This window comes from Sphingorhabdus sp. (assembly GCF_044239665.1).
In the GTDB taxonomy this organism is placed as follows: domain Bacteria; phylum Pseudomonadota; class Alphaproteobacteria; order Sphingomonadales; family Sphingomonadaceae; genus Sphingorhabdus_B.
In genome coordinates, this window is record NZ_JBIIBA010000053.1 from 1 (window position 1) to 4,421 (window position 4,421).

Here is a 4,421-nt window from a genome sequence, read left to right on the forward strand (position 1 = left end):
ATCATTCCTCTCTTACTCACATGACTGTCAGCGACATCAATTTGCCCAAAACGTCAACTGATTATTGCAGGCGCCTATAGTGCAAATATGTTGTGGCGCTTAAATTGCTTGAAAACCCTTAGCATAGATATGCCAACTAAAAATCGCTGCGGCCCCGCGATGCGGCCGCCAGCGTTCGGCAATGGCGCGAATTTCTTTTTCCGATGGTCGCGCGTCAAGCTTGAGCAAGCGACCAACCCCTTCTTGCACCGCAAGGTCGCCCGCTGGCCAAATATCTGGGCGGCCTTCGGCAAACAGCAAATATATCTCTGCTGACCAGCGGCCAATGCCCTTGACCTGCATAAGATAGGCAATCGCCGCCTCATCATCATCGGGCAAGGCGTCGAGTGGCAATGCGCCTGATAGCACCAGCTCCGCCAGTGACCGCGCATAGCCCTGTTTCTGCCGACTAAGGCCGCAGGCGCGCAATGCGTCGAAATCTTGCGCCAACAACTGCTCGGGCGGGCATCCGGTGCCCAGTTGGGCTTCCAGCTTGTTCCAGACCGATGCCGCCGCCGCGACGCTGACCTGTTGGCCGACTATCGTGCGCAGCAAGGTGGCGTATCCGCGCTGACTTATCCGTTCGTCAGGATAGCCTGTGACCGTGATGGCCTCAGCGATGCCGGGCTCAATCGCGGCCAGCGCATCAAGCGCGGCAACTAGCTTTTGTGTCGTGATGCCCACGCGGCTTATGTGCTGCGTCGCACGGTGGCCGCGTATAAGGCGATTGCGGCGGCATTGGACACGTTCAGCGATTCCATCTGTGCGCTGATCGGCAATTTCGCCAATTGGTCGCAATGTTCCTCAATATTACGCCGCATGCCGTCGCCTTCTGCGCCTAGCACCAATGCATTGCGTCCCGGTGTCAGCGCTTGATCCAGCGTGACCTCGGCATGGCCGGACAAGCCGATTCGCCAATATCCCGCCTCGGCAATCTCCTCCAGCGCACGCGCCAGATTAACCACCCGCACCCATGGCGTAACTTCCAGCCCGCCCGACGCAGCTTTGGCCAATGCGCCCGATTCGGGGGGTGCATGCCGGTCTTGAGTCACAACAGCCACCGCGTCAAAGGCGGCCGCTGTCCGGAATATCGCGCCGACATTGTGCGGATCAGTGACTTGGTCGAGAATCAGCAAGGGCCGGTTATCGTCATTCGGCAACGCAAGTGCATCGGTCAGCCAGACATCCTCCAGCGGCGCAACCTCAAGTACTAAGCCTTGATGCGGGGCATCTTTCGGCACAAAACGCGCCAAATCATTCACTTCGGCATATTGCACCGTCAGCCCGTCAGGCACGACAATTTTGCCAATTTCCTCCCGCGTGCCCCATAAATTGATCAGGCGGCGTTCGGGATTGTCGAGCGCGGCATAGACGGCGTGCCGTCCGTAAAATTTGGGATTGCCGCTGGTAACGGCAGCGCCGCGGCGTCGATGGCTCTTATGTGAAGACATTATATGTACCTGTGCATGAAAAAGAGAAGCTTCTGGTGCCCTTTCCCACTTGAGGCATTGACAGGCAAGGGCCGTTTCGCCATTGGGCTGCTTCTTCTGCGGGACCGGCCCTCATGCAAACACATGATGCCCCGCGCGAAGATGTGGACAGGTGGCCGAGTGGTTAAAGGCAGCAGACTGTAAATCTGCCCGGTTTTCCGTACGCTGGTTCGAATCCAGCCCTGTCCACCATTTTTGCGCGCGATGCGTGCTGTGGGCATTGTAAACCATCACTTCTTATTTTGGCTTGGCTAACAACGTTGGATTTTTGACGCCTTTCAAAATCGGTATGCGCCATTGCAGAAGGTTGGTGAGAGCTGGTCAAGATTGCGATGTTCCACTCGGCGAGCGATTTTGTCAGCGCATCGTTCATCATAAGAGCGATATTGGCGGTGCCATTATCGAGGTTAGCATAACATGCATGCGGAAAACCGCGCACAGGCAGCACGAGGATTGCTTTGGTCTATCGCGCAGCGTCGAAGCAATTTAGCCTATCAACCATTGCTATCAGGTTGCTACAGCCATTATGCTCTGGGCTCTTGCTCCAATTTTTGCTTGATCTGCGCGAGCAACTTTATGGCGGGATTATCATCACTCCGAGTATGTGGGTCATTGGCCAGCGGCAATAATATCCGATATGCTATCGCGTATTTTTCTTCTGCGACAAGTTGCTGTGTGAGCTCCCAACGAACATTTTTGTCATATGGTGCGAGTTGTAATGCGCGCTCGAGACCATGTGCTGCAATTTCAGTAATGTCCTTACCTGCTAATTTCAGGCTACGGTAAAAATAGATCAATGGAATGGGGTGCTCGACCTCGACCCTGTTTAGCGCAGCAACAGCCCTACGCACGAGTTTCCAAGTAGTATCTGGATCGTCAGAATTTACTGCAAGCTGTGACAACGCATATATCTTTTGGACATGCGCATTTATCGATGCAGGATCAGCCGCCAGCGCCTTGTCGGCAGTTTGCAGTGCCACGGCATAATTTCCAGCATCATGCTCAGCTTCGGCCAACGCCGCCAAAACAAAGGGATCGTTGGGATAGCTGCGCGCAATGCTTTGTGCCTGCGGTAGCAGGGCCTTTGCCGTATCTGCGTTCACCCCGCGCTTTGACACCAAGATCACCGGCATCATCGCCGCTTCGGCGTCGCGCATTTTGCGTACCGTGATTGCACCCACTTTTAACTTTTCGTCCGGAATGGGTATGTATTTCAAGCGCCGCTGCGCAAGATACGCATTCATCTCTTTTTCAAGCTGATTGAGGTCGCCGAATGCGGTGTTTGCAGCGTCCAGTTCAGCCGCGCCGTTGGCGAGCGCTACCTGATAGTTGATGAGCTGACGCGGTCGTTTTCCACTCAGCAGCAGATAATGGTAAAGTAGCCAGCTACGCCCGTAAAACTCATCATAAGCGCCTTTCTTGGGCTTTTTGTATGCGCTCGCGTCCAGCAACGCCTGAATGGGAACATCCTTGGCAAGCGCCAGCTCGGCAGCGCGGTGATTTGCAGGTAATCCAAGTCCAACGCCGCCGTTTTTTTCAAATCGCGCTGTTGAGAAAAATTCGGCGAAGCCCTCGCTTAGCCAACGTGGTGTCGACCATTGGTTTGTGCTGTGCATGACGTGGTGGGCATATTCATGAAAAAGCACTTGCTCGCTCTGGGAAACATCGGCGCCATTACTTTCGACCCTTGCGGTAAAAGCGACTGATCCTCCGGCTCTTGCTTGATAAAAGCCTTGCAGAAAGCCGGATTTGTCGCCTGCAAGCTTTCGCACATCGCTGGAACTTCGAACAACATAGATGGTAACTCGGTTCGAGGGACTGATCTTTTGGGTTTCGCGTCCAAGAATATAGTACATGGCGGTATGAAACCGTTCCAACCGTTCTGCGAATTCCCGTGTGTCTTTTTCATTCTGGTCAGCAATCACGAGGAAATTTTCGCTGCTTGCCTCATGCCATTCGGCATACGCTTGCCCCGGAATAAACAACGTCATTATGAAGAATATGAAACTTTTAATCTTTATTATCATAAACAGGCCGCTTTTTTAAGACACTGATATTTTAGAACAAAGACTAAATGTTTCAACATAAAATTATGTATTTTTTATAAAAATATTTCGCAAGCTAGGGCAGTCGACAAGGAACCAATCTTTCATTCTAGATAGCGCTCAATGGGGCGTCGGCGGCCAATTTGGGAATGCTCCTATCCCGCAGGAGGCATTTATTGGAGCACACAGGGGCGCATCGTATTTGTGTCCCTTGACTGCGCGGTCCTCTTGATTGGTCACGCCAGGCTCTGCCAAAATACGCGACATCGCTTTACCTATGCCGGGGGCGCTGCACGCAACAGGCGATCCAGCATCGTCAAAGCGGCGATGAAGTCAGTTGCAAAATCAAATCATGAGTGCCGCACTGTGAACCCATGGCATGGTCATAATAGGTCCGGACCCTTAGGCTGGGAACGGATAAATCTGCCACGGGGAACATATTAAGTCGATCCGGTTTTAGTCATGTGATTGATCGTTTTAGACGGCTGACGATTTTCAAGTGAAAAGGCATCAATTGTCTTTTGGCCCGCTATTAGGGATATGGCTATGAGGATCCAAAAAGATCCCCGCTTTGATGATATTTTCTTTTCTTCCATATTCGAACTGCTGAAGTGGTTTCGGCATTTTGGTATATTCCCGCTCGCGCTGTCTCTTATTGCAATCGCGTTGATCATTGTGCTGCGGCTCACGGCAGGTACAAGCACCAAACGAGCCGAACTACCTAGGCTCAGGATGCATTAAATTAGTTGCATGTAAGGGCGAAGTTTGATTCAACTGAACTTCTGATAAAGGAGCAGTTGATGATTGATCTACCGATGTTGAGTGCGGCGCAGATGCGCCGGATAGA

The 4,421-nt window shown here is 52.5% G+C and carries 3 protein-coding genes and 1 tRNA gene; 1 reads left to right on the forward strand and 3 read right to left on the reverse strand.

Translation table 11 applies throughout. From position 1 onward, the window contains the following. Positions 1-99 precede the first annotated feature (99 nt). A complete protein-coding gene (locus tag ACILP3_RS10410) occupies positions 100-723 on the reverse strand; it encodes a DNA-3-methyladenine glycosylase family protein (protein WP_395616563.1) in 624 nt (207 codons plus the stop codon). Between the two features lie 5 nt (positions 724-728). Continuing rightward, positions 729-1,490 carry a 23S rRNA (guanosine(2251)-2'-O)-methyltransferase RlmB gene (rlmB, locus tag ACILP3_RS10415; RefSeq protein WP_395616564.1) on the reverse strand — a complete coding sequence of 254 codons (762 nt, stop codon included), beginning with the start codon at positions 1,488-1,490 and terminating at the stop codon, positions 729-731. A gap of 145 nt (positions 1,491-1,635) precedes the next feature. Here rlmB and ACILP3_RS10420 point away from each other — a divergent pair. Next, positions 1,636-1,721 (forward strand) — tRNA-Tyr (locus ACILP3_RS10420). Between the two features lie 332 nt (positions 1,722-2,053). Here the strand turns inward: ACILP3_RS10420 and ACILP3_RS10425 are convergent. Further along, positions 2,054-3,454: a DUF1570 domain-containing protein gene (locus ACILP3_RS10425; protein ID WP_395616565.1), complete on the reverse strand. Its 1,401-nt coding sequence runs from the start codon at positions 3,452-3,454 to the stop codon at positions 2,054-2,056. Positions 3,455-4,421: the final 967 nt, after the last annotated feature.

Coding starts and splice junctions, on each gene's coding strand:
- rlmB (WP_395616564.1), bottom strand. CDS start 1,490: ATGTCTTCACATAAGAGCCATCGACGCCGCGGCGCTGCCGTTACCAGC.